The organism is Saccharopolyspora sp. NPDC050389 (assembly GCF_040655595.1).
In the GTDB taxonomy this organism is placed as follows: domain Bacteria; phylum Actinomycetota; class Actinomycetes; order Mycobacteriales; family Pseudonocardiaceae; genus Saccharopolyspora.
The window spans coordinates 1-26,176 of the sequence record NZ_JBFAKG010000020.1; the positions used below are offsets into that span (position 1 = coordinate 1).

General features: G+C 69.9%; 25 protein-coding genes. 14 read left to right on the forward strand and 11 right to left on the reverse strand.

What is annotated here, in order from left to right; translation table 11 throughout:
* The first annotated feature begins 173 nt into the window (after positions 1 to 173).
* The 3 genes from AB0I53_RS15405 (at position 174) to AB0I53_RS15415 (ending at position 2,458) form a co-directional block, all read left to right on the forward strand.
* Positions 174 to 1,067, forward strand: coding sequence for a phosphoribosylaminoimidazolesuccinocarboxamide synthase (locus AB0I53_RS15405; protein WP_358602564.1), 894 nt, complete (start codon positions 174 to 176; stop codon positions 1,065 to 1,067).
* A 175-nt stretch (positions 1,068 to 1,242) separates the two neighbouring features.
* Positions 1,243 to 1,956, forward strand: coding sequence for a DUF2334 domain-containing protein (locus AB0I53_RS15410; protein WP_358602291.1), 714 nt, complete (start codon positions 1,243 to 1,245; stop codon positions 1,954 to 1,956).
* A 91-nt stretch (positions 1,957 to 2,047) separates the two neighbouring features.
* The gene (locus AB0I53_RS15415; protein ID WP_358602294.1) at positions 2,048 to 2,458 is read left to right on the forward strand and encodes an ATPase; all 411 of its coding nucleotides are present in this window, start codon (positions 2,048 to 2,050) and stop codon (positions 2,456 to 2,458) included.
* A gap of 148 nt (positions 2,459 to 2,606) precedes the next feature.
* On the opposite strand, the gene AB0I53_RS15420 is transcribed toward AB0I53_RS15415, so the two are convergent.
* The 3 genes from AB0I53_RS15420 to AB0I53_RS15430 form a co-directional block, all read right to left on the reverse strand.
* On the reverse strand, positions 2,607 to 3,242 hold the full coding sequence (locus tag AB0I53_RS15420) for an MBL fold metallo-hydrolase (protein WP_358602296.1): 636 nt from the start codon (positions 3,240 to 3,242) through the stop codon (positions 2,607 to 2,609).
* A 173-nt stretch (positions 3,243 to 3,415) separates the two neighbouring features.
* The gene (locus AB0I53_RS15425) at positions 3,416 to 4,405 is read right to left on the reverse strand and encodes an NAD-dependent epimerase/dehydratase family protein (protein WP_358602299.1); all 990 of its coding nucleotides are present in this window, start codon (positions 4,403 to 4,405) and stop codon (positions 3,416 to 3,418) included.
* Positions 4,406 to 4,545: 140 nt separating this feature from the next.
* Positions 4,546 to 4,950, reverse strand: a complete 405-nt coding sequence (locus AB0I53_RS15430) for a hypothetical protein (protein ID WP_358602302.1) — start codon at positions 4,948 to 4,950, stop codon at positions 4,546 to 4,548.
* Positions 4,951 to 5,206: 256 nt separating this feature from the next.
* Here AB0I53_RS15430 and purS point away from each other — a divergent pair, with 256 nt between their 5' ends.
* From purS to purL, 3 genes are read left to right on the forward strand one after another with little or no spacing between them, the layout of a single operon-like run.
* Positions 5,207 to 5,446, forward strand: a complete 240-nt coding sequence (gene purS, locus AB0I53_RS15435; RefSeq protein ID WP_358602304.1) for a phosphoribosylformylglycinamidine synthase subunit PurS — start codon at positions 5,207 to 5,209, stop codon at positions 5,444 to 5,446.
* On the forward strand, positions 5,443 to 6,120 hold the full coding sequence (gene purQ, locus AB0I53_RS15440; RefSeq protein ID WP_358602306.1) for a phosphoribosylformylglycinamidine synthase subunit PurQ: 678 nt from the start codon (positions 5,443 to 5,445) through the stop codon (positions 6,118 to 6,120). The genes purS and purQ overlap by 4 nt, the downstream gene beginning before the upstream one ends.
* Positions 6,121 to 6,134: 14 nt before the next feature.
* The gene (gene purL, locus AB0I53_RS15445; protein WP_358602567.1) at positions 6,135 to 8,432 is read left to right on the forward strand and encodes a phosphoribosylformylglycinamidine synthase subunit PurL; all 2,298 of its coding nucleotides are present in this window, start codon (positions 6,135 to 6,137) and stop codon (positions 8,430 to 8,432) included.
* 66 nt (positions 8,433 to 8,498) lie between these two features.
* Here purL and AB0I53_RS15450 read toward each other — a convergent pair whose 3' ends face one another.
* From AB0I53_RS15450 to AB0I53_RS15470, 5 genes are all read right to left on the reverse strand, one after another.
* Positions 8,499 to 8,681 (reverse strand): DUF397 domain-containing protein, encoded by a 183-nt coding sequence (locus AB0I53_RS15450; RefSeq protein WP_358602308.1) that lies wholly within the window; start codon positions 8,679 to 8,681, stop codon positions 8,499 to 8,501.
* A gap of 5 nt (positions 8,682 to 8,686) precedes the next feature.
* Complete coding sequence (locus AB0I53_RS15455) at positions 8,687 to 9,103, reverse strand: DUF5753 domain-containing protein (RefSeq protein ID WP_358602311.1); 417 nt, start codon at positions 9,101 to 9,103, stop codon at positions 8,687 to 8,689.
* A 33-nt stretch (positions 9,104 to 9,136) separates the two neighbouring features.
* Complete coding sequence (locus AB0I53_RS15460) at positions 9,137 to 10,246, reverse strand: pentapeptide repeat-containing protein (protein ID WP_358602314.1); 1,110 nt, start codon at positions 10,244 to 10,246, stop codon at positions 9,137 to 9,139.
* Positions 10,239 to 11,402, reverse strand: coding sequence for a pentapeptide repeat-containing protein (locus tag AB0I53_RS15465; protein WP_358602316.1), 1,164 nt, complete (start codon positions 11,400 to 11,402; stop codon positions 10,239 to 10,241). Before AB0I53_RS15465 ends, AB0I53_RS15460 begins: the two co-directional genes overlap by 8 nt.
* Positions 11,403 to 11,493: 91 nt before the next feature.
* Positions 11,494 to 12,231 (reverse strand): lysozyme, encoded by a 738-nt coding sequence (locus tag AB0I53_RS15470; RefSeq protein WP_358602319.1) that lies wholly within the window; start codon positions 12,229 to 12,231, stop codon positions 11,494 to 11,496.
* A 548-nt stretch (positions 12,232 to 12,779) separates the two neighbouring features.
* On the opposite strand from AB0I53_RS15470, the gene AB0I53_RS15475 reads away from it, so the two are divergent.
* Positions 12,780 to 14,945, forward strand: coding sequence for an EAL domain-containing protein (locus AB0I53_RS15475; RefSeq protein ID WP_358602322.1), 2,166 nt, complete (start codon positions 12,780 to 12,782; stop codon positions 14,943 to 14,945).
* Between the two features lie 103 nt (positions 14,946 to 15,048).
* Here AB0I53_RS15475 and AB0I53_RS15480 read toward each other — a convergent pair whose 3' ends face one another.
* A complete protein-coding gene (locus AB0I53_RS15480) occupies positions 15,049 to 16,917 on the reverse strand; it encodes a glycoside hydrolase family 15 protein (protein ID WP_358602325.1) in 1,869 nt (622 codons plus the stop codon).
* A gap of 42 nt (positions 16,918 to 16,959) precedes the next feature.
* Entirely contained in the window at positions 16,960 to 17,541 is a 582-nt protein-coding gene (locus AB0I53_RS15485) for a type VII secretion system-associated protein (protein WP_358602328.1), read from the reverse strand.
* Positions 17,542 to 17,715: 174 nt separating this feature from the next.
* Between AB0I53_RS15485 and AB0I53_RS15490 the strand changes: the two genes are divergently transcribed.
* The 6 genes from AB0I53_RS15490 to purM all read left to right on the forward strand — a co-directional run bounded on the left by AB0I53_RS15490 (position 17,716) and on the right by purM (position 24,063).
* Positions 17,716 to 18,138 carry a PRC-barrel domain-containing protein gene (locus AB0I53_RS15490; protein WP_358602329.1) on the forward strand — a complete coding sequence of 141 codons (423 nt, stop codon included), beginning with the start codon at positions 17,716 to 17,718 and terminating at the stop codon, positions 18,136 to 18,138.
* A 241-nt stretch (positions 18,139 to 18,379) separates the two neighbouring features.
* Positions 18,380 to 19,552, forward strand: coding sequence for a S8 family peptidase (locus AB0I53_RS15495; RefSeq protein WP_358602331.1), 1,173 nt, complete (start codon positions 18,380 to 18,382; stop codon positions 19,550 to 19,552).
* A 259-nt stretch (positions 19,553 to 19,811) separates the two neighbouring features.
* On the forward strand, positions 19,812 to 20,612 hold the full coding sequence (locus AB0I53_RS15500) for a DNA-binding response regulator (protein WP_358602334.1): 801 nt from the start codon (positions 19,812 to 19,814) through the stop codon (positions 20,610 to 20,612).
* Positions 20,613 to 20,739: 127 nt separating this feature from the next.
* Positions 20,740 to 21,129 (forward strand): sterol carrier family protein, encoded by a 390-nt coding sequence (locus AB0I53_RS15505; RefSeq protein ID WP_358602337.1) that lies wholly within the window; start codon positions 20,740 to 20,742, stop codon positions 21,127 to 21,129.
* Positions 21,130 to 21,303: 174 nt separating this feature from the next.
* Entirely contained in the window at positions 21,304 to 22,848 is a 1,545-nt protein-coding gene (gene purF, locus AB0I53_RS15510; RefSeq protein WP_358602340.1) for an amidophosphoribosyltransferase, read from the forward strand.
* Positions 22,849 to 22,956: 108 nt separating this feature from the next.
* A complete protein-coding gene (purM, locus tag AB0I53_RS15515; RefSeq protein WP_358602343.1) occupies positions 22,957 to 24,063 on the forward strand; it encodes a phosphoribosylformylglycinamidine cyclo-ligase in 1,107 nt (368 codons plus the stop codon).
* A gap of 678 nt (positions 24,064 to 24,741) precedes the next feature.
* Here purM and AB0I53_RS15520 read toward each other — a convergent pair.
* Positions 24,742 to 24,930, reverse strand: a complete 189-nt coding sequence (locus AB0I53_RS15520; protein ID WP_358602570.1) for a DUF3073 domain-containing protein — start codon at positions 24,928 to 24,930, stop codon at positions 24,742 to 24,744.
* 237 nt (positions 24,931 to 25,167) lie between these two features.
* On the opposite strand from AB0I53_RS15520, the gene AB0I53_RS15525 reads away from it, so the two are divergent.
* Positions 25,168 to 26,055, forward strand: coding sequence for a hypothetical protein (locus AB0I53_RS15525; protein WP_358602346.1), 888 nt, complete (start codon positions 25,168 to 25,170; stop codon positions 26,053 to 26,055).
* The last annotated feature ends 121 nt before the right edge of the window (positions 26,056 to 26,176 follow it).

Below are 26,176 nucleotides of genomic sequence, written 5' to 3' on the forward strand. Positions count from 1 at the left end.
ACGATGGCGGCGAGCACTTCAACAAACTTGCCGTCTTCGACGAGGCCCACAAGTACATCGACAGCCCAGATCTGGTTGCCGCTCACGGCCCCGGCTGGTCCGGACGGCCCAAGCCGGTTCTTACCACCGGCCCGCGTGCGAGTGCCCGGGCCCCGGTGCGAGACAATCCGCACGTGGTTGCACTCGCCGATTACCCCCAGATCGCGGCCGGCAAGGTTCGCCAGCTGCACGCCGTGGACGACGAACACCTGCTGCTGGTCGCCTCCGACCGCATCTCGGCGTACGACCACGTGCTCGACACCCCGATCCCGGACAAGGGCCGGGTGCTGACCGCGATGAGCGTGTTCTGGTTCGAGCTGCTCGCCGACGTGATGCCGAACCACCTGGTCGCCGCCGACGACCCGCGCATCCCCGGCGAGGTGCGCGGTAGCGCGCTGCTGGTGCGGCGGCTGGAGATGCTGCAGGTGGAGTGCGTGGCGCGCGGCTACCTGACAGGCTCCGGGCTCGCCGACTACCAGCGCACCGGCGCGGTGTGCGGCGTGCAGCTGCCCGACGGGCTCATCGAGGCGTCCAAGCTGCCGGAGCCGATCTTCACCCCGGCGACGAAGGCCGAGATCGGCGAGCACGACGAGAACGTGAGCTTCGAGGCGGTCGCCGAGCAGCTGGGCGCGGAGCGCGCCGCGGAGCTGCGCGACCTGACGCTGCGGGTCTACCGCCAGGCGGCGGAGCACGCGCGCAGCCGCGGCGTGATCCTCGCGGACACCAAGTTCGAGTTCGGCCTGGTCGGGGACGGTTCGCTGGTGCTCGGCGACGAGGTGCTCACGCCCGACTCGTCGCGGTACTGGCCGGCGGACGGGTACGAGCCGGGCAAGGTGCAGCCGTCGTTCGACAAGCAGTACGTGCGCAACTGGCTGACCTCGCCGGTTTCCGGCTGGGACCGCGCATCGGACACGCCGCCGCCTCCGCTGCCGGCCGACGTCGTCGACGCCACCCGCGCCCGCTACGTCGAGGCCTACGAGCGGATCACCGGCCGCTCCTTCGCCGACTGGCTCGCCCCCACGCCGTAAGCCCGCGGCCCTGGGCGACAGGTGTTTTCGTCCGGTGGGGGTATGCGTCGGCGTGTCGGCGCCGTGCTTCGGCAGGGCTTGCCGACAGTTGCGGCGTGGAGATTCGCCGGATTTGCGCCGGGGCGACACCTGGCCGTCAGGTCGTGGACACCCGGGCCAGGCCGAATGAGGGACCGTGAGCACGCCGCTCGTCGTGTCGTTGTCCGGTCTTGGGCTCCGGGTGCTGGACCAGTGCGCGGATTTCGCCGCCGAACTGGACCGCCGCCAGGTCCCGCTGTCCCTGCTGATCTCGCCGCGCCCGGATCACCTAGAGGCGCGGAACCCGCAGTCGCCGCTGCTGCACTGGGTGGCCGAGCGCCTGGCGCGGCACGATGCCGTCAGCCTGCACGGCTTCGCCCGCCTGTCCCCGGGCCTGCGCGCCCGCCTCGCCCCGGCCGCCCAGCTGCCGGCGCACGAAGCCGGGCTGCGGCTGGCGGCCGCGTCGGCGGTGCTGGAACAGGTCGGGCTGCGGACGAACAGCTTCATCCCGCCTCGCTGGCTCGCCTCGCCTGGCACCGTCACCGCGCTACAGCGGCGCGGCTTCTCCGTCTGCGCTGATGCGATGGCGGTCCGGGATCTCACGACCGGCCAGGTGCACCGGGCGCGGATCCGGATGCTCGGCCCGGGCGAGCGAGCGGAGCCGTGGTGGTGCCGGGCGCTGGTGCTCGGCGTCGAGCGGGCGGCCAGCCGCGGGCGGCTGGTCCGGCTCGCGCTGGACGCCGCTGAGCTGCAGAAACCGGCCGCGAGGCAGGCGGTGCTGGACGCCGTCGACCTGGCGCTGCACCACGGCGCGCGGCCGGTCACCTATGCCTCGTTCGCCCGCCGGTCCGCGGCGTCGGCACGCGGATGAGGATCCCTTCATTCGACCTTCAGAGCCGCCTCACGATGGGCGCCGAAGCTGGTTCTTGTCAGGCGGTACCAGCGAACGAAGGACGAGAACGATGCGGATTCGGAACACGAAGCGGACCTGGCTCGCGGCGATGGCGGCGGTCGCGCTGGTGGGCCTCGGCGGCACCGGCGTAGCGCTCGCGGCGGACACCGGCACCGCCCCCGTCGAAACCCCGCGAGCAGCGGCCCCGGTCGACCAGCCCCCCGTCGCCCAACCGGCACCGCTCTGCATCGACGACGACCAGGACGACGCCGACGACCGCTTCGCCGACGATCGCTTCGACGACGACCGCGACGATCGCGACGACGTTGCCGATGACCGCTTCGACGACTGCGACGATCAGTTCGATCTGGACGATCGCTTCGACGACGACCGCGACGATCGCGACGACCACCTGGACGACCAGCACGACGACCACCGCGACGGCGTCGACGACCAGCACGACGACCGCGACGACGACTGAGCCCGCCCGTCTCCGCTGCGAGGCGTGACGAGCCCGCGAATGCCGTTCTCGCGCGAAATCGGCGCGCACCACGCACGGCCGGTGGCGCCTTCGCGCGAAAGCGCCGTGGCCGATCAGCGCGGGCTCTGACGCCGAGCCGCGCCGGGGGTCAAACCGCGGTCTGGGTGCCCTTGGCCAGGACTTCGACGGCGGTGTCCTTCGGGCCGAGCTGCTCGAACATGCGGTAGTGCATGTTCGGGTTCGCCAGCACCGCTTCGTGGATCGGCACCGCCGCTCGCGGCGCCACCGCGCGCAGGAAGTCGACCGCTTCGGAGAGCTTCAGCCACGGCGCCCCGGTCGGCACGCCGAGCACGTCGATCCGCTGTTCCGGCACGTAGAACGAGTCGCCGGGGTGGTAGAAGGCGCCGTGGTCGACGACGTAGCCGATGTTGTCGATCACCGGGATGTCCGGGTGGATCACCGCGTGCGTGCCGCCGACGACGTTGATCGCCGCGCCGCCGAGCTCCAGCGATTCGCCGGGGCGAGCGGTGGTCGCGGTCAGCCCCTTCTCGGCGATCGTCGGCGCCGAGCCCGGGTCGGCCACCAGCCGGGCGTTCGGGTTGGCGGCGAGCAGGGCCGGGAGCCGGTCGAGGTCGAGGTGGTCGAAGTGCTGGTGCGTGATCAGCACGGCGTCGAGGTCGCGGAGGTCTTCGAAGTCGGCGGAGAACGTGCCGGGGTCGATCAGCAGCCGGGCCGAGTCGGTCTCGATCAGCACGCACGCGTGTCCGAAGTGGGTGATCTGCACGGTGGTTCCTCCTAGATGAGCGAGCAACTCCACTCTTCCACGCCCGCCAGGCCACCGGCGAAAAGATCACCGGAGGCTCTGTTTCCGCTGGTAAAAGCCCGTGCGCGTTTTGTGCTGCTATGGCGACACAAAACGCGCACGGGTGCTGACCAGGCCGAAGGAGGTCGGCGGGATCAGCGGGGCCGGTGCGGGAGGGTGGCGAGGAGCTCGGCTTCTTCTGCCGGTGTGAGCCCCGCACGGCGCTCCCGGTCCAGGCCCAGCTCGCGCTCGGTCTCCAGCGTCGCCGACACCGTCTCGGCGAGCGGCCGGATGCGCAGTCCCGCGTCCAGGCTGGGGCGGGCGTCGCGCGCGGCGATGCCTTGGTGGCTCTCCGGCAGCCAGAACGGCAGCGATTTCGGGCCGGCCCAGGGCTGCACGCCCGCCTCGGTCAGGTCTTCCGGCGCGATGGCCACGAGTTCGGTGCCCGGCGGTGCGACCAGTTCGGCGATCTGGCCCAGCAGCTCGTTGAGCGGGGTGGTCAGGCTCGTGCCGTCGAAGGTTCCGGCGAGGCCGTTCTCCGCGGCGTCCACGATCCAGGCCGCCAGGTCGCGCACGTCGGCGTGCTGGGTCGGGTGGTCGGCGTCCGGCACGAGCACCCGACCGCCGCGCGCCAGCCGGGCCGGCCAGTACCCGAACCGGTCCGAGGTGTCGTTGGGCCCGGTGATCAGGCCGGGTCGCAGCACGAAGGCCCGGTCGCCGACCGCTTCGCGCACCGCGTTCTCGCACGCCACCTTGATCGCGCCGTAGGACTCGGCCGTGCTCACGTCGTCGGAGTCGGTGATCGGTTCCAGCAGCTCGGCATCGGTGCTCAGGCCGGGTGTTCCGTTGTCGGCGTAGACGTTGATGGTGGACACGAACGTCCAGTGCCCGGCCGTCGCGCCCAGCGTTTCGAGGGCGTCCTGCACCCACCGGTAGTTCCGCGCCACGTCGACCACGGCGTCGAACCGTTCCCCGGAGAGCGAGCCGAGGCCCTGCTCCCGATCCACCGGCACGAGCTTCGCGCCGTCGGGAACGTCGCCGCTCGTGCCGCGTGCCGCGCAAACGACGTCGTGCCCGCGCTGGACCGCCTCCACCGCCACCGCGCGCCCGAGGAAAACCGTTCCGCCCAAAACCAGGATCCGCATATCGGAACCCTGCCCCCACCGGCCCCGGCATCGCGACGGTTCTCGCTGCGGGTGAACGGGATCGAGCCGGTTTACGCGATCAGCTGAATTCCAAGGCGAGAGGGGCGCCCCCGGTCGGGGACGCCCCTCTCGCCGAGAGATCACTTCGTGACGGTGATCTTCATGGTCGGGCCCGCGCCGCCGCCGATGCGGGTGTGCACGGTGTACTCGCCGGGCGCGACGTCGGCGATGGTGGCCACCGCCTCCGCGTTGCCGTCGCGGTCGTTCACGACCTCGGCCAGGCCCTCGTCCGCGCCGAACGGGTGCTCCCGGTTGTGCACGAACGCCGCCGACGAGATCCAGTTGACGCCTTCGGTGCCGTGTTCCAGCCGCAGGACCAGCGTGTTGCCCGCCCGGACCTGCGACTTGTCGGCGGTCAGCAGCGCCTGGTCGGCCGGCGCGACCGCCGCCGGGCCGGGGCTCGGCGCCGCCATCGCCGGAACGGTCGTGGTCAGCGCGAGGCCGGCGAGCAGGCCGGCCGCCATCAGCGTCTTGATTGTGCGCATCGGTGTGCGTCCCCCTAGTCAACTGGGGCCCGGGTTTTCGGTGCCCCGGTTGTAATAGACGGCCGAACGCCCAAAGGTTTAGACAACATGCGAAAAATGTGACGCAAGACACAAGTTGAGAAAGGTGTCGTGAGCCACGCCGCACCTCCGGCCCCTGCCGGGTAGGGCGAACTCCCAGCTCAGTTACCCTTTGGCGGTACTGCTGGCCATCCGCCGGGGTCCCGGCGGATCTGCACGGAAACCGGGAGCAGCACCCGTGGCCCGAGTCGTTGTCGACGTCATGCCGAAGCAGGAAATCCTCGATCCGCAGGGACAGGCGGTGGCGAACGCGCTGCCCCGTCTCGGTTTCGACGGCATCACCGAAGTCCGCCAGGGAAAGCGGTTCGAGCTGGAGGTCGCCGACGATGTCGACGACGAAACGCTCGCCAAGATCGCCGAGACGTTGCTGGCCAACCCGGTGATCGAGGACTGGACCGTCCGCCGGGTGGAAGCATGAGCGCGAAGATCGGCGTCATCACCTTCCCCGGCACCCTCGATGACGTGGATGCCGCGCGCGCGGTGCGCCGAGCAGGTGCCGAATCGGTCGCCCTCTGGCACGCCGACCACGACCTCAAGGGCGTGGACGCGGTGGTCGTCCCGGGCGGCTTCTCCTACGGCGACTACCTGCGCTGCGGCGCGATCGCCAAGTTCGCCCCGGTCATGACCGAGGTCGTCGAGGCCGCGCGCAAGGGCATGCCGGTGCTCGGCGTGTGCAACGGCTTCCAGATCCTCTGCGAATCCGGGCTGCTGCCCGGAGTGCTGACCCGCAACGCGGGCCTGCACTACGTCTGCCGCGACCAGTGGTTGAAGGTGGAGAACAACAGCAGCGCCTGGACCACCCGCTACGACGCGGGCGCCGAGCTGCTGATCCCGATCAAGCACGGCGAGGGCAACTACATGGCCGACGAGGCCGTCCTCGACGAGCTCGAAGGCGAAGGCCGGGTGCTGTTCCGCTACGCGGGCGAGAACCCGAACGGTTCGCAGCGCGACATCGCGGGCATCACCGACGCGCGCGGCCGGGTCGCGGGCATGATGCCGCACCCGGAGCACGCGATCGACGCCCTGACCGGCCCCACCGACGACGGCCTCGGCATGTTCCTGTCCGTTCTGGATGCACTGGTGGCAGCGTGAGCAATCTGGCAAAGGTGGACACCGACGGTCGAACCGTCGAATTCGACACTGTCGATCATGCGAAGTCCACTCCTGAAACCTCCCAGCCGTTCCGCGAGCTGGGGCTGAAGGACGACGAGTACGCCCGGATCCGCGAGATCCTGGGCCGCCGGCCCACCGAGGCCGAGCTGGCCATGTACTCGGTGATGTGGAGCGAGCACTGCTCCTACAAGTCGTCGAAGGTGCACCTGAAGTACTTCGGCGAGACCACTACCGACGAGATGCGCGAGAAGATGCTCGCGGGCATCGGCGAGAACGCGGGCGTGGTCGACATCGGCGACGGTTGGGCGGTCACGTTCAAGCTGGAGAGCCACAACCACCCGTCCTACGTCGAGCCCTACCAGGGCGCGGCCACCGGTGTCGGCGGCATCGTCCGCGACATCATGGCGATGGGCGCCCGCCCGGTCGCGGTGGCGGACCCGCTGCGCTTCGGCCCGGCCGACGCGCCGGACACCAAGCGCGTGCTGCCCGGCGTCGTCGCCGGCGTCGGCGGCTACGGCAACTGCCTGGGCCTGCCGAACATCGGCGGCGAGGTCGTCTTCGACGAGTGCTACGCGGGCAACCCGCTGGTCAACGCCATGTGCGTCGGCGTGATGAAGGTCGAGGACCTGCACCTGGCGCACGCCAGCGGCAAGGGCAACAAGATCATCCTGTTCGGCGCGCGCACCGGCCTCGACGGCATCGGCGGCGTTTCGGTGCTCGCATCGGAGACGTTCGACGGCGACGAGAGCGGCGGCGGCCGCAAGAAGCTGCCCAGCGTGCAGGTCGGCGACCCGTTCGCCGAGAAGGTGCTCATCGAGTGCTGCCTGGAGCTGTACCACGCGGGCCTGGTCGTGGGCATCCAGGACCTCGGCGGCGCGGGCCTGTCCTGCGCGACGTCGGAGCTGGCGTCGGCCGGCGACGGCGGCATGCGGGTCGACCTGGACCAGGTTCCGCTGCGCGCCACCGGGATGAACCCGGCGGAGATCCTCTCCAGCGAGTCGCAGGAGCGGATGTGCGCCGTCGTGGATCCGTCCAACGTGGACGCCTTCATGGAGGTGTGCCGCCGATGGGACGTCACCGCGACCGTCATCGGTGAGGTCACCGACGGCGAGAACCTGGAGATCTACTGGCACGACGAGCTCGTGGTGGACGTGCCGCCGCGGACCGTCGCGCACCAGGGCCCGGTCTACGAGCGGCCGGTCGAGCGGCCCGCCGAGCAGGACCTGATCGTCGCGGACAGCGCGAACACGCTGGCTCGTCCGTCCACATCGGACGAGCTGCGGGAGACGATCCTGCGGATGGCGGCGTCGCCGAACCTGTGCTCCCGGGCGTGGGTCACCGACCAGTACGACCGGTACGTGCGCGGCAACACGGTGCTGGCCCAGCCGTCGGACGGCGGCGTGCTGCGCATCGACGAGGAGACCGGGCGCGGCATCGCGGTCGCCACCGACTGCAACGCCCGCTACACCCGGCTCGACCCGTACGCGGGCGCGCAGCTGGCGCTGGCCGAGGCCTACCGCAACGTGGCGACCACCGGTGCCACGCCGATGGCGGTCACCAACTGCCTGAACTTCGGTTCGCCGGAGGACCCGGCGGTGATGTGGCAGTTCCAGCAGGCGGTGCGCGGCCTGGCCGACGCCTGCCAGGAGCTGGGCATCCCGGTGACCGGCGGCAACGTCAGCTTCTACAACCAGACCGGCGCGAAGCCGATCCTGCCGACGCCGGTGGTCGGCGTGCTGGGCACGATCGACGACGTGACCCGCCGCATTCCCACCGGAATCGGTGGCGAGGAAGGCGAAACGCTGCTGCTGCTCGGCGAGACGCACGAGGAGTTCGGCGGCTCGGAGTGGGCGCGCGTCACCCACGACCACCTCGGCGGCGTGCCGCCGAAGGTCGACCTGGCGCGCGAGAAGCTGCTGGCGGAGATCGTGCTCGCGGGCTCCCGCGACGGCATGATCTCGGCGGCGCACGACCTCTCCGAGGGCGGCCTGGCGCAGGCGCTGGTGGAGACGGCGCTGGTCGGCGAGTGCGGCGCCCGAGTGGTCCTGCCGGAAGACGTGGACCCGTTCGTCTGGCTGTTCTCGGAGTCGGCGGGCCGGATCCTGGTGGCGGTGCCGCGCACCGAGGAGCTCCGCTTCACGGACATGTGCACGGCCCGAGGCCTCCCGTGGGCCAAGGTCGGCGTCGCGGACGCGGGCGCGCAGTCGCTCGACATCCAGGACGTCGCGGAAATCCCGCTGGCTGAGCTCCGCGAAGCTTGGGAAGGCACCCTGCCGAAGCTGTTCGGCTGATAGCTGGTTGAAGCGAACGGCCCGTTCACCTCGTCTATCGAGGTGAACGGGCCGTTCGCTCATCCGCTAGCGGTCGAAGACACCGCCCTTGACGGTGCCGATGAACCGGTGCCAGGTCCGCACCGGCACGGCTAAGTGCCCACCATCGCGATCCTTCGTGTCCCGCACCCCGACAGCGCCGATCCCGAAGCCAACCTCGATGCAGTTGCTGCTCGGGCCGCTGTAGCTGGACTTCCGCCAAATTTCCATGGCACTCACCTCTGCGCGTATCTACTGATCACCTTGTGGCTGGCCGACTCCGCCAGAGCACGGCTGCGCAGGTCCTCGAAAACGGAACTGAGTCCCGAGACTAGTGCGCGATCGTGACTGAGATGACCACCAACGGCGTGCTCTTGGTACACCGCGGGAGACCAAGTGTCTGGCGGGAAATCGAGAAGGACGAAGGAGCCCGTCATCGAGTTGTGCAGGCCGGCTTCGAAAGGGAGAACTCGAATCGATACGTTCGGTCTCTTGGACATGTGAAGCAAGTGGGCGAACTGCTCGCTCGCGATCGATTCTTGATGAGCACAGCGAGCCAACGCTGCTTCAGAGATCACGGCGCGGAAGTCGAGTGCTGGCTCGTTGATCAGCCGTTCCTGCCGTTTGAGCCGGAGAGCCACTTGCCGATCCACTTCTTCACGCGCGCCCGGCCACCCCTTCTCGGGCTACGCGCGCACGGCTTTCCAGCCGTCGGGGAGGACGACTTCGCGATCCGGGCTGGTCGTGATGCCGGTGTGCTGGATCTCGGCGTGGAACGTCGCGCCGCTCAGGTCGGCGTCGTGCTCGAAGTGGACCGAGCGGAAGTCGGTCGGCCCGTGGAATTCGGCCCGCTCCATCGACACCGAGTCGGCGAACCGGCTGTCGGCGAACCTCGTCTGGCCGTGGAAGCGGGTCCGCCGGAAGCTCGACCGGCCGTTGAACTCGATCCCGGGGAACCAGGCGCGCTGGTGGAAGACCACGTCGTCGCAGCGGAACCGCCCGTACAACCGCCCGGCGCCGACCGTCGCGCCGGTGAACCACACGTCGCCGTGGTATTCGCAGCGGCTGAAGTTGTTGTCGCTGAACAGCTTCCCGTACCGCAGGACCAACGTGCCGACCTTCCGGTCGGTCAGGTCGAAGTACTCCAGCGTCGCGTTGGTCAGATCCAGGTCGTAGGCGGGTGCGTCGACGTCGTCCGCGGCCGGGAGCAGGTCGGCGACGAGCCGCTGCGCGGTCAGCCGCACCTGCAGCTTCCGCTCGGCCTCGTCCTTCGCGTCTCGGGGCCATTGCTTCGGCCCGTCGCCAGAGGCGGTGTTCAAGGGGACGCCAGCCGACGCTGGCGCGTCATCGGTGTAGCGAGGGTGCCAGAACGGTCGCCGCAAGTAGGAACAGAGCACGTCGAGCACGGTTTGGGTGTACTCGGGATTGCTCCGCGCGAGCCCGGCGAGGGCGTGCAGCGCGCCCACCCGCACCTGGTCGGTCTCGTGCCCGAGGAGTTCCACGGCGCGGGCGAAGCGCTCGTCGGCGACCCGGTCGCGGTCGAGATCAGCCCGCCGGTTCTCGAGTTCGTGGCGCTGCCGCTCGGTCTTCTGCCGCTCTTCCTCGACGCGTCGCCGCCGGTCGTTGAGCCAGAGCGCGTACATCGCGACGACAGAACCGGCCGCCAACCCGCCGGTCCGCAGCGCATCCGCGCCGGTGGTCCTGGGGTCGAAGGCCAGCAAGGCGATGCTGACGCCGACGAGGACCACGACGGCGACGGCGATCGTCGCGATCAACCCGATCTTGCGCTCACCCATGCGAGGGATTCTGCCCGACCTCGTGCACCCGGATGCGTGCGCGATTCGCATCTTGCAGGGGCTCGAACGACCAGCCTGCCGGCACCTGGGCATCGGTCGACGTGTCAACCTCGGTGTTGTACAGCGCGACGCTGGGCAGCGGCTCGCGCACGCGGAGATCAGCGCCGCCGTCGAAGCGCGCGCGCCGGAGGTCGAGCGTGGCGTGGAAGATCGCGCGCTCGAAGGAGACGTGCGCGATGCAGTGGGCTTCCGGCATGTCCACGGCACCTTCGAACTCGGCGCGCTCGAAACCGACCGGCCCGTGCGTGACGATCCCGCGCAGTTCCAGCCTCTGCCGGAACCGGGTCTCCTCCGCCCTGATCCGTCCCACGAAAACGCTGTCGCGGAGGTGCACCGGGCCGTGGAAGACGGCGCGGTTGAGGTTCGTGGTGTGCCGGAATCGGCACCGGTAGGCGGCGATGCGGCCCACAACCCGGTCGGACAGGTTGAACCGCTCCAGCCAAGCCCTGGTCAGGTCGAGCTCGTAGATCTCCGGGTCCGGGTCGGCGGTGCTGGGCAACAGGTCCTGGATCAGGCGCTGCGCCGTCTGCCGGACGTACCGTTCGCCCTCCTGCTCGGGGCTGGCCTCCGGCCATTCGCCGGGATCGGCAGGCAACTCCGAGGCCGGAGTCCACTTCGGATGCTTGAACGGTCGCCGCAGGTAGGAGCACAGCACGTCGAGCACGGTTTGGGTGTAGCCGGGATTGCTGCGGGCGAGCCCGGCGAGGGCGTGCATGGCGCCCACCCGCACCTGGTCGGCGTCGTTGCCGAGCAGCTCCACCGACCGCGCGAAGCGCTCATCGGCCGCGCGGTCCCGATCCTGGTCGGTCCGCCGGTCCTCCAGGGCCTGCCGCTGCTGTTCTAGCGCGTAGCGCTGCCGATCCAGTTCTTGCCGCTGGCTGTCGAGCTCCTGCCGCTTCTCCTCGACGCGTCGGCGCCGGTCGTTGAGCCACAGGGCGTAGAGCGCGACCACCGATCCGGCCGCCAGCCCGCCGGTTCGCAGGGCATCGGCTCCGGTGGTTCGCGGATCGAAGATGAGCAGGGCGACGCTGGCGCCCACCAGCACGACGACGGCGACGGCGATCGTCGCGACCAAACCGATCTTGCGCTCACCCATGCGAGGGATTCTGCCCTGCACAGCGCGCACCTTGGTGAAAAGAGCCCGACAACGCGGTGCCGGGCTCGCCGGCACCGCGTGGATTCTGGCGTCAGCCGTTGGCCAGCGCTTGGAGGCGGTCGTAGGCGCCGTTGAACGTGTTCTTGTCCAGCGGCGACGACGTGTACTGCCAGATCGTCCAGACGCCCCACTTGTAGGGGAGCTGGCCGACGGTGCTCGCGTAGCGGGCGACCCACAGCGGGTTCGTCGAGCTGAAGTCGCCGTCCACGCACTGGTTCCACCAGCTGGTGCTGGTGTAGATGACAGGCCAGCGCCCGGTCCGGGAGTGGTAGGTGTCGCTGAAGTCCTTGATCCAGGCCGTCATCCCGCTCTTGGTCTTGCCGTAGCAGGTGGAGCCGTACGGGTTGTACTCCATGTCCAGCGCGCCCGGCAGGGTCTTGCCGTCCTTGGACCAGCCGCCGCCGTTGTCCACGAAGTAGTTGGCCTGCGCGGCGCCGCTGGAGCGGTCCGGGAGCGCGAAGTGGTACGCGCCGCGGATCATGCCCACGTTGTAGGAACCGTTGTACTGCTGGGCGAAGTTCGGGTTCTTGTAGCCGGTGCCCTCGGTCGCCTTCGCGTAGGCGAACCGCATGCCCTGGCCCCACCAGTAGTTCCAGTCCACATTGCCCTGGTGGCCGCTGACGTCCATGCCGGCCACCGTGGCCAGCGGATCGACAACGGGCGTGAGCAGCGGATCATCGCCGCCGCCTTCGTGCTTGCGGATCTGCGAGCCCATCGGGGCGTCGGTCTCGGTTCCGCTCGGTGGTTCGCCGGTCACCTGCGTGCTCATCGCGCTTTGCCTTCCCGGAAGGGGTGTGCTGGCTTGCGCGGGCGAGCACAGGAGAAGAACGCCTGCGCAGGCAATCGATACTAAGGAGACCAACGGTAATCGGCGACCACGTCCACTCGGAAGGTTCATCGATGCCTCTCGGGGGTGTAGTTGCGGTGCGTCGTCGGGGGACCACGCGTCCTGCCCCGAAAGTGTGGCGAACGGTTTTCTGAAGATGTAGATCCTGTGTTAGTTTTTAACCAGAATGGCTCAATCCGGACATCGCAAGTGAACCGAGCGGTCTCCGGGGTGGAGTTCCGAGCCGCGCACAACCTCTCGGCGGGGCTGTGCGTCGAAAACATCAGATCTATCACGGCAGCCGCGCTTCGGTGATCAACTGGTTGCGGACGGTAGTCGCCCAACCGGGCGAGGTCACCTGTATGGCCCGCTCGGATGAGGTGTGCGCCTACCCCGGGTGCCGTACCTGATGTTCGACCGCCGGACCGGTCCGGTCGTATGCTCCGAACGAACGGCCCAGGCGAGTAGGACGAGTGGAGGGCGCCCCAGGCATGACTGGCTGGACAGCGCCGGTGCCCAGCGCTCACGAGGTGGTCGCCGAGGTGAACCGAGCCGATCGACGACGCTTTGCCGCCGTTTGGGCGCAGGCCATGATGGGCACCAGTTACGTACCCATGACCAGCGCGGAGGTAGAAGGCCGCCTGTACGGCTACACCGACCGGCTGGTCGACGCGCTGCTCAGCGAACCGTTCGACCCGTCCCCCGCGCGGTCGGTCGGCGTGGACCTGGTCGCCGTGCACTTCACCAGCGCGGAGTCGTTAGGCCGCACGATCGACCTGATCGGCGACGAGATCCTGGACGTCCTGCAGCTGGACGACGGCCCCGGCTGGCGCGGGCGGGTCGCCGCGCTGCAGGGCGCGCTGTGCTCCGGCTTCGTGCAGGCCGCCCGCAAGCGGACGCTGGACGAGCAGGAGGCGATCCGGCAGGCCGTGCTGGACGCGCGCGACGCCGTCGAGCAGGCGCTGCGCACCAGCGAAGCCAGGTTCCGCGCGATCTTCGCCGAGGCCGCGATCGGCATCGGCATCGGCGACATGAACGGCCGGATCCTCGAGGTGAACGACTCGCTGGTGCGGATCATGGGCCGGCCCGGCGAAGAGCTCCGCCGGATGGCGGTGCAGGACATGATGCACCCGGACGACCCCGACAGCACCTGGCGGCTGTACGAGGAACTGGTCCGCGGCGAACGCGACCAGTTCCGGGTCGAGAAGCGGTTCATCCGCCCCGACGGCGGCACCGTGTGGACCGAGCTGATCGTGTCCCTGGTCCGCGGCGAAGACGGCCTGCCGCTGTACCAGGTCGCGCTGATCGAGGACGTCACCGACCGGCGGATGCTGCAGGAACGCCTGCGTCACCAGGCGATGCACGATCCGCTGACCGGGCTGCCCAACCGGGCGTTGTTCCTGGAGCGGCTCACCAAGGTCCTGCAGCAGGACGAACCCGGCGAACGGGTGGCGCTGTGCTACATGGATCTCGACGGGTTCAAGGTCATCAACGACAGCCTCGGCCACCACGTCGGCGACGACCTGCTCCGGGCGGTCGCCGATCGCCTCGCCACCGCGGTGCACGGCGACGACCGGCTGGTCGCGCGGATGGGCGGCGACGAGTTCGTGATCGTGATCCAGAACTCATTCGGGACCGAGCAGGCCGTCGAGGTCGCCGACACCGTGCTGGACGCGCTGGACGTGCCGATCCGCATCGGCGGCCACGAGCTCTCCGTGTCGGCCAGCATCGGCATCGTCGAGCGGCCGGTGGCCGGGCAGACCGCGGCCGAGCTGGTGCGCGACGCCGACGTGACGCTGTACTGGGCGAAGTCCGAGGGCAAGGGCCGGTGGGCGCTGTTCGACCCGGACCGCAACGCCACCGAGGTCGCGCAGTTCCACCTCTCGGCGAAGATGCCGGCCGCGCTGGAGCGCGACGAGTTCTACGTGGACTACCAGCCGCTGATCGGGCTGCGGGACTTCGGCGTGGTCGGTGTCGAAGCGCTGGTGCGCTGGGCGCATCCGGAGCTGGGCCGGCTGGGGCCCGACCGGTTCATCGGGCTGGCCGAGGAGACCGGGCTGATCGTGCCGCTCGGGCGCTGGGTGCTGCGGCAGGCCTGCCGGCAGGCGAAGCAGTGGCAGGACGAATTCGGGGCGGCGGCGCCGTTCGTCAGCGTCAACCTGGCGGTCCGGCAGTCGCGCGACCCGAACCTGGTGTCCGACGTGGCGGAGATCCTGGCCGAGACCGGGCTGGCGCCGTCGCGGCTGCAGCTGGAGCTCACCGAGAGCGCGATCATGGGCACCGCCGACGAGCCGCTGGACGCGCTGCGCGCGCTGTCCCGGATGGGCGTGCGGATCGCCATCGACGACTTCGGCACCGGGTACTCGAACCTGGCCTACCTGCGGCACCTCCCGGTGCACGAGCTCAAGATCGCGGGCTCGTTCATGGAGGGCCTGCGGGACGCGGAGCGGGCCGACCCGGTCGACGCGCGCATCGTCGGCACGCTGGTGGACCTCGCGCACGCCCTCGGGCTGACCGTCACGGCCGAAGGCGTGGAAACCCAGGCCCAGGCCCGCCGGATGGCCGACATCGGCTGCGAAACCGGCCAGGGCTACCTCTTCGCCCGCCCCGGATCACCGGCGGAGATAACCGAGTTCATCGCCAAGCACCTGGACTGACCGCCGGATCGCGTTGCGCGGCAAGGTTTTCGCAGGCCTGGTGTCGTGAGTGTTTTGGATCGCCATAGCAGTCCAAAACACTCACGACCGGTGTGACCGGGCTTCAGGCGGTGCCGCCGTCGCGGCGGCTCTTGCGGTCGCGGGTCATGCCGCCGAAGAGGATCGCCGCCGAGTTCACCAGGGCCAGGTGGCTGAACGCCTGCGGGAAGTTGCCGGTGAACCGGCCCTTCTCGCCGTCGTACTCCTCCGCGTACAGGCCCACGTCGTTGGCCATGCCCACCAGCTCGGCGAACATCCGCTCCGCCTCCGCGCGCCGCCCGCAGTAGGCCAGCGCGTCGACCAGCCAGAACGAGCACGCCAGGAACGCGCCCTCCCGGCCGGTCAGCCCGTCGACCTCGCTGCGCCGGTCGCCGGTGCTGTACCGGTCGACCAGCACCCCGTCGTGCTGCAGCTCGCGCTGCACCGCCTCGACGGTGCGCACCATCCGCTCGTCGTTGCCGGGCAGGAAGCCGACCGACGGCATCAGCAGAGTGGCCGCATCCAGCGCTTTCCCGCCGTAGTACTGGGTGAACGCGCCGAGCTCCGGATTCCAGGCCCGCTCCAGGATCTCCGCGCGCACCGCGTCGCGGATCTCCCGCCACCGCTTCACCGGCCCCGGCAGGCCGTCCTCCTCCACGGCGCGGACGGCGCGGTCGAACGCCACCCAGACCATCACCCGGGAATGCGTGAAGTACCGGTCCGGGCCGCGCACCTCCCACAGCCCGCGATCCGGCTGCTGCCAGATCTTCTCCAGGTGCCGCAGCATGCCGCGCTGCAACGCCCAGGTCTCCTCGCTCTCCGGCAGCCCGCGCTCGCGGGCCAGGTGCAGCATGTCCAGCACCTCGCCGTAGACGTCGAGCTGGGTCTGCCGGTAGGCGGCGTTGCCGATCCGCACCGGCTCGGTGCCGCGGTAGCCGGGCAGCCAGTCGGCCTCCCACTCCACCAGGTGCCGTTCGCCGTTGACGCCGTACATGATCTGCAGGTCACCGGGATCGCCGGCGACCGCGCGCACCAGCCAGTCCCGCCACGCCGCCGCCTCCTCGGAACAGCCGAAGTTGTCCAGCGCCAGCAGGACGAAGGTGGCGTCGCGCAGCCAGCAGTAGCGGTAGTCCCAGTTCCGGTTGCCCGGCAGGGCTTCCGGCAGCGAGCTGGTCGGCGCGGCGATGACGCCGCCGGTCGGCGCGTAGGTCAGCGCCTTGAGGGTGGCCAGCGATCGGTACACCTCGGCCGAGTACGGCCCGGCGTAGCTGATCTTCCCGGTCCACTCCCGCCAGAAGTCCTCGCTGTCCTGGGTTTCCTGCTCTGGATCCATCGGCGCGGGCAGATTCCGCGAGTCCGGCGACCACTGCATCACCCAGGACAGCCGCTGCCCGGCGCGCACCGTGAGCACCAGCTCGTGCGCCCGCTCGTGATCGACGCGCTGCGGCAGGACGTCGCCGCGCAGCACCGCGGTGTGCGGGCCGGCGACGGCGAGGATGTATTCGTCCAGCACCGGCTCGGTTTCGCGCACCCGGCGCACCCAGGGCACCGCGTCGCCGTAGGCGAAGCGGACCACCCAGCGGAGCTTGATGTCCACTTCGCCCGCGATGCCTTCGACGATCCGCACCAGGCAGGGCTGGTCGTGCTGGTTCTTCTCGTGCGGCGGCATGCTGTCGATCAACCGCAGCGCGCCGCCGTCGGTGCGGAATTCGGTCTCCAGCACCAGGGAGTTGTCCCGGTACCGGCGGCGCACTTCGCGCACCGGCTCGGTCGGCGCGATCTGCCAGTGGCCGTCCTGGTCGTTGCCGAGCAGGCGGGCGAAGCAGGACGGCGCGTCGAAGCGGGGCAGACAGAGCCAGTCGATCGAACCGTCCTTGCCGACCAGCGCGGCCGTGCGGAGGTCGGACAGCAGGGCGTAATCCTCGATGGGGCCGGGCCCGTGATCACCGGTCACACCGCCGAGGCTAGGCATCTCGCCCGGCCTTGGCCACCGGGCTCAGCCGCGCTGCTCGGCGGCCTCGGTGAGGACGCTGTTCGGGATCACCGCCTGGATCGCGTCGTGCATGTTCAGGCCCAGGTCGAGCCCGCCGAGCAGGTCCGGCAGCGCCGACCCGGGTACGCGGCGGAAGCCCGGCCAGTCCGCCGGAACCCGGGCGGCCGAGGTGCAGGCCGGAACCAGCTGGCTGCCGTCGGACAGCTCCGCGGTGTAGAGCATCGGGTCGTCCGCGCTCGGCGCGTAGAGCAGCACCTCGGCGTCGAGCACCGCCGCGGGCAGCTCGGACTCCGGCAGCTGGCCGGCGGCGATCCGCACCAGGACGTGTTCCAGCTCGTTGGCCGGCTCCAGCTGGTTCGCCGTCATCTCGGACGGCTCGTACTTGTCGTTGAACTGGAAGTCTTCGTCGATCTCGCCGTCGGCGTCGATGCGGTAGGCGCCCACGATGCCCTCCGGCGGCACCTCCTGGTCGTCGGCGGCGTAGCCGGGATCGGCGATGTACAGCCAGCTGTTGGGGTTCTGCTTGGCGTGCTCCCGCATTTCGGCGCTGATCGGCGGGGCGGGACGGTCGGCGGGCTGGGACATCGCGAGCTCCGTAGTTCTGTTCGGGCCTCGGCGCGGGTGCCGGGGCTTGCCTTCGAGGGTGCCAGCAACCGGCGGAGTGCTCGGTGGACGGTCGGCGAACCAGCCGTTCCGAGGTGCCGCTGCGGCCGTTCCGGGCGCAGACTGACCGAGGAGGGCGAGGGGGAGGAGGCGGCGATGATCGGCCAGCGGGAAGCGTTGCGGATGTTCGGGTGTGAGGTCTTCGATCCGGAGGGCCAGCGGATCGGCATCGTCGGCCAGTTGTTCATCGACGACGACACCGAGCAGCCCGCCTGGATCACCGTCCAAACTGGACTTTTCGGGACGAACGAGAGTTTCGTGCCGCTGGAGGGCGCGGCCTTCGACGGCGACACGCTCACCATCGCGGTCGACAAGGACGCCGTCCGGCGCGCGCCGCGGGTCAGCCTGCTGCAGGGCGATCTCCCGCTGGAGCAGGAGCGCGCGCTGTACCTGTACTACGGCATGACCTACGGCGTCGCCCCCGACGGCGCCGAGTCGATCGACGAGGTCTCCGAGGTCGAACCCGAATACGTCGAGGCCGTTCGCCTCCGCCTGCGACGCTGGGTAGCAGCCACATAAATCGCGCAAAATCAGGCTTAACAGAACAAATCACCGCGCCCGCCGGTAAACCCGGCGGGCGCGGTTTTACCTGCTCATTCCCGGTAGTCCGCCCAGAGCTGGGAATTCGTTCACCCCACCGCCCGATTGTGTGGCGACAAATCGCCAACATCACCCGGACGAGTGTTTTCCCTGGTTACGTTCCGCCGTGAACCGCCTTTCGCTCGGCCCCACCCGAGCGAATGAACGTAGGAGGGGACACATGAGGAAGCTGCTCTATGGCACCGGGGCAGGGGTTGCCGCGGCGGCGCTCGTGTTCGCCGGGGCACCGGCAGGCGCGCAGCCGCAGATCGAGTTGGCGCCTCTGGCGCTGCACCCGCAGGCACAGGTGCAGGGTGCGGAGTCGGACGTCTACATCGTTAACCTCAAGGACGGCATCGCGCCGCAGGGCGTCGCCGAAGAGTTCGGCGTTCAGCCGCGCATCGTCTACAACAGCGCGATCAACGGGTTCTCGGCGAAGCTGAGCCCCGAGGCGCTCGAGACCGTCCGCGCCAGCGGCAAGGTCGAGAACATCTCGCAGAGCTACCGCATCCAGGTCGAGCCGGCGAAGAACCAGGCCGTCGGCTCGTGGGGCTTGGACCGGATCGACCAGCCGGCCCTGCCGCTGGACGACAGCTACGCCCCCAAGGGCACCGGTGAGGGCGTCACCGCCTACATCATCGACACCGGCATCGACCCGTCGCACCCCGACTTCGGCGGGCGCGCCGAGATCGGCTTCGACGCCACCGGTGGCGACGGCTCCGACAAGCACGGCCACGGCACCCACGTCGCCGGCACCATCGGCAGCGACACCTACGGCGTCGCCAAGGGCGCCAAGCTCGTCGGTGTCCGGGTGCTCGACGACCAGGGCAGCGGCACCACCGAGCAGGTCGTGTCCGGCATCGACTGGGTCGCGCAGAACCACTCCGGCCCGTCGGTGGCGAACATGTCGCTGGGCGGCCCGAAGGACCCGGCGCTGGACGAGGCCGCGACCAACCTGGTCAACAGCGGCGTCTTCCTCGCGGTGGCGGCCGGTAATGAAAGTCAGGACGCCGAGAACGTGTCCCCGGCCAGCGCGGAAGGTGTGTTCACCACCGCTGCCTCGGACAACGCCGACGGCTCCGCCTCGTTCACCAACTTCGGCGCCAGCGTCGAGGGCTACGCCCCCGGCGTGGACATCGTGTCGACCGTGCCCGGCGGTGGCACCGAGACGATGAGCGGCACCTCGATGGCCAGCCCGCACGTGGCCGGCGTCGGCGCGCTGTTCCTGCAGGCCAACCCCGATGCGAAGCCCGCGGACGTGATCTCCGGGCTGCAGGGCCAGGCCTCGAAGGGCGTGATCCAGAGCGCCCCGGACGGCACCATCACCGACCTGCTGCAGATCGGCGACCTCTGATCCGGTAGCAGTGCGACACACGGGCCCTTCCTGGTGTTCCAGGAAGGGCCCGTTGCTCTTGACGTCGACTGCTGCATTTGGGGGATCACGGGGCGCGGCCGAACGGGGTCAATCAAAGGTCGATCCGCTGTATCCGGCGAAAGTCGGTTCCTGCGGTCGTTCCCGGTGGATACGTTGCCAATCACGGGGGTGTTCAGTGTCCGTCGCGGTGCCGGTGCCGAATCGGTGCTGCTGGGGGCACATCGAGGAGGGGTGTGCCGTGTTACCCGGATACACCGAAGAGCTGACGCAGTCGCCGACTGCGGTGGATGAGCCGGCCAGGGACACCGCCGCGACGGAGCCGCTGACCGAACGAGCCGTGCGGGCGCAGGTCGCGTCGGTGACGCGCGCCGCCCGGGCCCAGTCGGGCAGCGGCGGCGTTCTGCAGGTCGTGCACGGGGCCAAGCGGGTCGGCTGGGCCGCGTACGAACTGCAGCGCAATGCGACACAACTGGTCCAAGGCGTGGCGAAGCCGCCGTACGTGACGACGGGGCCGCTGGACTCGCTGGAATCCCGCAAGCTCGCCGAGGGCGTCCAGTACCAGGTGCTCTACGACCGGTCCGCGCTGGCGCGCCCGCCGCAGCTGGACATCACCACCAAGCTGGTCGCGATGGGCGAGCAGGCGCGGGTGATCCACGTGGCGCCGACCAAGCTGATCATGGTGGACAGCGAGATCGCGCTGCTGCCGCTGACGGTGAGCGAGACGTCGGTGGAAAGCGCCGTGGTGGTGCGCAGCTCGGCGATGCTGGCGGCGATCGCCAGGATCTTCGAAGACCTGTGGCGCTTCGCGGCGCCGTTCACCGCGGACCAGGACCTGTCGGGTCACGAGCTCCAGCCGACGGAGGAGGAGCGGTGGATCCTGTCGCTGCTCGCCTCCGGCGCCACGGACGACACGATCGGCAGGCTGATGGGCTTCAGCGCGCGCACGGCGCACCGCAGGGTCCGCGAGCTGATCTCCCGGTTAGGAGTGGAAACCCGCTTCCAGGCGGGCATGCAGGCGGTCAAGCTCGGCTGGCTGTGAGCCGATCGGCGCTGTTTCCGCTGGTCAAGTCCCGTGAGCGTTTTGTGTCGCTATAGCAGCACAAAGCACTCACGGGTGCTGACCAGGCGGAACGCTGCGCGTCGGGGTGCGCTCGTAGGCTTTGGGCATGCCCAGCCGCCGTGCCGTTGATCCCGGGGAAATGCGCGATGCCGTCCTGGCGGTGCGGTCTTGGCTGGACGACGAAGCGCAGCGGCCCGCGCGGGCCGAGCTGGCCGCCGCGGTGCGGTTGAGCCTGCGGACGCTGGAGCAAGTCGCGCCCGGCAACAGCGTCGAGGTGCGGGTGCCGCCGTTCGCGGCCGTCCAGTGCATCACCGGCCCGCGGCACACCCGCGGCACGCCGCCCAACGTCGTCGAGACCAACCCCCGCACCTGGCTGCTGCTGGCGACAGGGCGGCTCGACTGGGCGGCGGCCCTGGAGCGCGGCGAGCTCACCGCCTCCGGCTCCCGCTCGGACGTCTCGCAGTGGCTGCCACTGGTCCGAATCGACGAGCTGTGACCGAACCGGCACGTCGCGTCGATGACCGGCCCGAGGATTGAGATGGCCGACACGCATCGGGGCGGAGTTCGGCCGGTTGCCACCTGTTTACACTGAGGTGTAACTCCGGCTTCGTCCTTCAGGGAGTTCTCGGTGGTCACCGTCCGGCCCGAACCGGCAAACGCAAGTACCCCAATGGACCTCTCCAGCCTCGAGCGCGACATCCCCCGCGAGGAATGCGGTGTCTTCGGAGTCTGGGCACCAGGCGAAGAAGTCGCCAAGCTCAGCTTCTACGGGATCTTCGCCCTCCAGCACCGCGGTCAGGAAGCCGCCGGCATCGCCGTCGGCGACGGCTCGCAGGTGCTCGTCTACAAGGATCTCGGCCTGGTGAGCCAGGTGTTCACCGAGCAGACCCTGGCGTCGCTGCGCGGCCACGTCGCCGTCGGGCACGCCCGGTACTCGACGACCGGCGGCGGCAGCTGGGAGAACGCCCAGCCGACCTTCCGCACCACTGCCACCGGCAGCGGCCTGGCCCTGGGCCACAACGGCAACCTGGTCAACACCGCCGAGCTGCAGGAACGTGTAGCCGCCGACGGCGTCGACACCACGGCCAACACGTCCTCGCCGGCCAACGGCTGCGAGCGGGCGACCAGCGACTCCGACCTGGTGACCGGCCTGCTGGCCTCGCTAGCCGTCGACAAGGGTCTCGAACAGGCCGCGATGGAGCTGTTCCCGACCGTGCGCGGCGCGTTCTCGATGGTCTTCTGCGACGAGCAGACGCTCTACGCGGTGCGCGACCCGCAGGGCGTCCGCCCGCTGGTGCTCGGCCGGCTGGAACGCGGCTGGGTGGTGGCCAGCGAGACGGCCGCGCTGGACATCGTCGGCGCGTCGTTCGTCCGCGAGGTCGAGCCCGGCGAACTGCTCGCCATCGACGGGGACGGGCTGCGCTCCCAGCACTTCGCCAACCCGAAGCCGAAGGGCTGCATCTTCGAGTACGTCTACCTGGCCCGCCCGGACACCACGATCGCGGGCCGCTCGGTGCACGGCACCCGCGTCGAGATCGGCCGCCGGCTGGCCAAGGAGCACCCGGTCGACGGCGACCTGGTGATCCCGGTGCCCGAGTCGGGCACGCCCGCCGCGATCGGCTACGCGCAGGCCTCCGGCATCCCCTACGGCAACGGCCTGGTGAAGAACTCCTATGTCGGCCGGACCTTCATCCAGCCGTCCCAGACCATCCGCCAGCTCGGCATCCGGCTCAAGCTGAACCCGCTGCGCGAGGTGATCCGCGGCAAGCGGCTGATCGTGGTGGACGACTCGATCGTCCGCGGCAACACCCAGCGCGCCCTGGTCCGGATGCTGCGCGAGGCCGGCGCGATCGAGGTGCACGTCCGGATCGCCTCGCCGCCGGTGAAGTGGCCGTGCTTCTACGGCATCGACTTCGCCTCCCGCGCCGAGCTGGTCGCCAACGGCCTGGACATGGACGGCGTGCGCCGCTCCATCGGCGCGGACAGCCTCGGCCACGTCTCGCTGGACGGGCTCGTCGCCGCCACCGAGCAGCCCCGCACCCGGCTGTGCGCGGCCTGCTTCGACGGCGACTACCCGATCCCGCTGCCGGAGGACGCCCGGATCGGCAAGTACCTGCTGGAGGGCCTCAGCCAGGCCGAACGCGGTATCGCGGGGCCGGCCGAACCGGTGCTGCCGAGCAGCTACGGCGCGGCCGACGCGCTGCAGCGGCCCTGAGAATCGCACCGTTCCCGCACCCGGGTTCGCCGTCGGCGCGTAGCGTTGTCCGTGCTACACATGCGCGTCCGGCGAATCGCAAACTCGCACCAAGATGTGGAGCCAGTCGTGTCCGAAGACCTGCTCGCAGGGTCTGCCCAGAGTCCGAAAGCCACCTACGCCGCAGCGGGCGTGAGCATCGAGGCCGGTGACGAGGCGGTCGAGAAGATGCGCCCGTGGGCGAAGCGCGCGACCCGGCCGGAGGTGATCGGCTCGCTCGGCGGCTTCGCCGGCCTGTTCCAGCTCAAGCTCGACCGCTGGAAGGAGCCGGTGCTGGCTTCCTCCACGGACGGTGTGGGCACCAAGCTCGCCGTCGCGCAGGCCCTGGACATGCACGACACGGTCGGCATCGACCTGGTCGCGATGGTGGTGGACGACCTGGTGGTGTGCGGCGCCGAGCCGCTGTTCCTGCAGGACTACATCGCGGTCGGCAAGGTCGTGCCGGACCGGATCGCCGACCTGGTCAAGGGCATCTCGGAGGGCTGCGTGCAGGCCGGCTGCGCGCTGCTGGGCGGGGAGACCGCCGAGCACCCCGGCATGATGGCGCCCGGCGAGTACGACATCTCGGCCACCGGCGTCGGCGTGGTCGATGCGGACGCGATGCTCGGCCCGGACAAGGTCCGCCCGGGCGACGTGGTGATCGCGATGGGCGCCTCCGGCCTGCACTCCAACGGCTACTCGCTGGCCCGGCACGTGCTGCTGGACATCGCCCGGATGCCGCTGGAGGGCCACGTCGAGGAGTTCGGCCGGACCCTCGGCGAGGAGCTGCTCGAACCGACCCGGATCTACGCCAAGGACTGCCTGGCGCTGGCGGCGGAGGCGGGCGTGCGGACGTTCGCGCACGTCACCGGCGGCGGGCTGGCGCAGAACCTGGCGCGGGTGATCCCGTCGGGGCTGACCGCGGTGCTGGACCGGGGCACCTGGACGCCGGCCCCGGTGTTCCGGTTGATCGCCCAGCGCGGCCGGGTCGAGACCGACGAGATGGAACGCACCTTCAACATGGGCATCGGCATGGTCGCCGTGGTGACGGCCGAAGACGTGGACCGCGCCCTCGCGGTGCTCACGGCCCGCCACGTCCCGGCCTGGGTGCTCGGCGAGATCGCCAAGCAGCCGACGGTCGAAGGCACCAGTGAGGAAGACCGAGTGATCCTCCGCGGCAACCACCCGCGTTTCTGACCCGGCTGTTTCCAAGCTCGTTCTGCGTAGCGGTGCGGGTGGCGGCCCCCTGCGGGAGTTACTGCGGCCTTCTCGCTGTGGGATCCCCGACGTCATGAATGGCCAATTCACCACGTCGGGGATCCCACAGCGAGAACCCCGGCGGGGTGGGCACAGCCTGAGAACCCGCGGCGGTGCAAGCGGGGTAGGTGGGCTAAGCGGCTGCGCCGCTTCAAAGACAAAGATCGAGTTGCCGGGCGCGGTTCGGGGCATGTCCCGGGCCGCGCCCGAAACATGTGATCGCGGCCGGGAATCCTGATGGGGCTTCGGTCGTTGAACCAATAGCTGGCGTGCGCGTGTGCCCCCGGGCTCCAACTATCGCCTGCTGGGAATACCGTTCGGCTGGAACCCAGCAGTGCCACCCGCCGAGAGGCGGCCCGCGCGCGCCGGCGTCTTCTTGCCCGCCGGACTGCCCGCGTGCGCTTTTGTCTTTCCGCTCAGCCCTTTTCGGACGGCAGCACACAGACGTGAGTGGCGTCGCCGGTGAACCCGGCAACGCCACTCGCGGTGCTCCTCCTATGTGGGACTTGCGAACTCGTCAACCCCACCCGCTCCTTGACATCGGGTCAGACGAACGACTCCGACGTACCTCGCCATCGAGCGAACAACGTTCATCCGCTGCCCTCGTGGAGAAGTGCTTCACCGTCGGTCGTAGTCGTAGTCGTCGTACCCATCGTCGCGCGATTCATCGCGGTCCTCACGGGACCACTCGCCGGACTCCGAGACGGACAGCTCGCGCTGCAACGCCTCTATGTCCATGGACGGGGAACTGTACTTCAGCTCGCGGGCCACCTTCGTCTGCTTGGCCTTAGCCCGGCCGCGCCCCATGGCTCGACCCCCTCGCACAGGGTTGCGGGGCGGACAGGGGAATGTCGGCCCCGCATGATCTCGACAACGTTTCCTGTAACTACCGTACCGTGTCGAGGCGGTTGAACGCGACGTGGTGCCATGACTGAGTGGCCGTGTCTTGGGTGACGTCGAACTCTCCCGCTCCGGGCGCCCTTCCGGCACCTGTTTTCGCTGCCCGGAGAGCCAGCCGCAGCCCGTCCCGGGTCGCATGACACCATGCTCGCTGTGCCAGAGCCGTTCGTCGCCTACCTGAGGGTGTACGAGCCCTTGTCGTCCTTCGACCCACCGCTGCGCGAGGAGCTGGCGGCGGCCGTCGAGCATGGACCGGTCGACCCGTTCGACGCCGGACTGCGGGAGCAGGACGTCTGGTTGCGCAGCCAGCTCGCCTCGCCGCCCCGGCTGCTGCCCGGCGAAACCGCCGACGGCGCGGTCGCGGGCGTCGGCGACGTGCTGGTGCTCGATCCGGCGGACGTGCCGAGCGCGCCGTCGGCCACGGTGGGCCCGGGCCCGCTGGTCTGCCCACTGGATCTGCGCGGGCGGTCCGCCGCGGCGCTGGTCGGCTTCCTGGGCGACGCGGAGGTCCCGCTGCGGACCGCGGTGCTGCAGGTGCCGGCTGAGAAGGCCAAGGTGCGCGCCACCGCGGTGGTCAGCGAGCTCGCGGGCGGCGGAGTGCACGTGCTCTCGTCCACCTGGACCGTCCCGCTGCCGTGGTTCGTGCTGATCGATCCGGCGGAGCGGTGCGTGTTCACCGAGCCGGGCCGGCGCCGGGTGTGCTGGCGGGCGGCGATGGCCGACGCGCGGCGCCGGGTCGCCCGGGCGCACTCGATCGGCCGGAAGTCCATTGGCGAGGAAGGCCCGACGCGGATCCTGCGGGAGACCGGTCGCTGGCTGGAGCGCTTCCACCCGCATTCGGCGGTGGAGCTGGACTACGGCGGCCTGGTGCAGCTGATGACGTCCAGCGACCTGGACGCGGACACGTCGGCGGAGGACGTGCACGCGATCGTCGACGCGATGGAAGCCGACGACGCCGAAGACGTCGCGACCCACTACGAGACCCTGCGCGACTTCTGGGCGGAATTCGCGGCCCGCGAACGCCACAACTGACGACGAACGTTCCACGCGCCTCTTGCAGCGGCGCTGAGGGTGCTTACGGGGCCGTGAATTCCGCCCAGAAGTCGCGCAGGGTCTCGTAGTGGGTCGCGACGTCTTCGGCGTCGTCGGCTTC

Coding starts and splice junctions, on each gene's coding strand:
- AB0I53_RS15415 (WP_358602294.1), top strand. CDS start 2,048: ATGCGGATTCGGAACACGAAGCGGACCTGGCTCGCGGCGATGGCGGCG.
- AB0I53_RS15425 (WP_358602299.1), bottom strand. CDS start 4,405: ATGCGGATCCTGGTTTTGGGCGGAACGGTTTTCCTCGGGCGCGCGGTG.
- AB0I53_RS15430 (WP_358602302.1), bottom strand. CDS start 4,950: ATGCGCACAATCAAGACGCTGATGGCGGCCGGCCTGCTCGCCGGCCTC.
- purQ (WP_358602306.1), top strand. CDS start 5,443: ATGAGCGCGAAGATCGGCGTCATCACCTTCCCCGGCACCCTCGATGAC.
- AB0I53_RS15450 (WP_358602308.1), bottom strand. CDS start 8,681: ATGGAAATTTGGCGGAAGTCCAGCTACAGCGGCCCGAGCAGCAACTGC.
- AB0I53_RS15460 (WP_358602314.1), bottom strand. CDS start 10,246: ATGGGTGAGCGCAAGATCGGGTTGATCGCGACGATCGCCGTCGCCGTC.
- AB0I53_RS15465 (WP_358602316.1), bottom strand. CDS start 11,402: ATGGGTGAGCGCAAGATCGGTTTGGTCGCGACGATCGCCGTCGCCGTC.
- AB0I53_RS15470 (WP_358602319.1), bottom strand. CDS start 12,231: ATGAGCACGCAGGTGACCGGCGAACCACCGAGCGGAACCGAGACCGAC.
- AB0I53_RS15475 (WP_358602322.1), top strand. CDS start 12,780: ATGACTGGCTGGACAGCGCCGGTGCCCAGCGCTCACGAGGTGGTCGCC.
- AB0I53_RS15485 (WP_358602328.1), bottom strand. CDS start 17,541: ATGTCCCAGCCCGCCGACCGTCCCGCCCCGCCGATCAGCGCCGAAATG.
- AB0I53_RS15490 (WP_358602329.1), top strand. CDS start 17,716: ATGATCGGCCAGCGGGAAGCGTTGCGGATGTTCGGGTGTGAGGTCTTC.
- AB0I53_RS15495 (WP_358602331.1), top strand. CDS start 18,380: ATGAGGAAGCTGCTCTATGGCACCGGGGCAGGGGTTGCCGCGGCGGCG.
- AB0I53_RS15505 (WP_358602337.1), top strand. CDS start 20,740: ATGCCCAGCCGCCGTGCCGTTGATCCCGGGGAAATGCGCGATGCCGTC.
- purF (WP_358602340.1), top strand. CDS start 21,304: ATGGACCTCTCCAGCCTCGAGCGCGACATCCCCCGCGAGGAATGCGGT.
- AB0I53_RS15520 (WP_358602570.1), bottom strand. CDS start 24,930: ATGGGGCGCGGCCGGGCTAAGGCCAAGCAGACGAAGGTGGCCCGCGAG.
- AB0I53_RS15525 (WP_358602346.1), top strand. CDS start 25,168: ATGCTCGCTGTGCCAGAGCCGTTCGTCGCCTACCTGAGGGTGTACGAG.